The 548-nt window shown below is 78.3% G+C and carries 1 pseudogene; it reads right to left on the bottom strand.

Annotated elements, in window-relative coordinates:
- Nucleotides 1-548 (bottom strand): annotated as a pseudogene (locus tag KS423_RS46970) (hypothetical protein); the annotation flags it as partial.

Here is a 548-nt window from a genome sequence, read left to right as displayed (position 1 = left end):
CGGCTCGGGGGCGGCCGCAGGCTGGGCCGGGTCGGGCTGGGCCTGCTCGGGAGCCGTCGGCTCCGCCTCGTCCTCGGGCCGGCTCTCCCGCTCGGCCTGCACCTGGTCGGCCTTGGTGGCGGGCGGGGCGGGGAACTCCGGCGCCTCGGCGTTCGCGGGGGGCGCGCCGTCCGCCGACACCTGGATCTGATCGGTGGTCGGCACGCCGGACATGTCGGGGTCGGTCGAGGGCAGGAAGTCCCCGGGATTGAGCTCCGGCCCGGGCACGGCCGACTGCGACTGCCGCTCCCGGTCCGTGGCGGGGTCGTCGTGGACCTCCGCGTCCGCGCCGGGCTCCAGACCCAACGGCCGCTCCTCGTCCGGGGCTTCGCGCTGCTGCTGGTCGCCCTCCAGCATTCCGTGCCGGGCGAGCGGGCTGTCCTCGGCCCGCGCGATCGCTTCCAGGCGCTCGGGTTCGACGGGTGCCGGCTGCGGCAGCGGCGCGGCGGCGGGCTCCTGTGGCTTCGTGCCGGCCGAGGGCTGGGCGGCGGCGTCCGCCGGTCCGGCTT

The organism is Streptomyces sp. LS1784 (genome assembly GCF_020103755.1).
Classification (GTDB): Bacteria; Actinomycetota; Actinomycetes; order Streptomycetales; family Streptomycetaceae; genus Kitasatospora.
The sequence above is the reverse complement of the archived record's forward strand: the minus strand, read 5'-3'. Positions and strand labels throughout refer to the sequence as shown.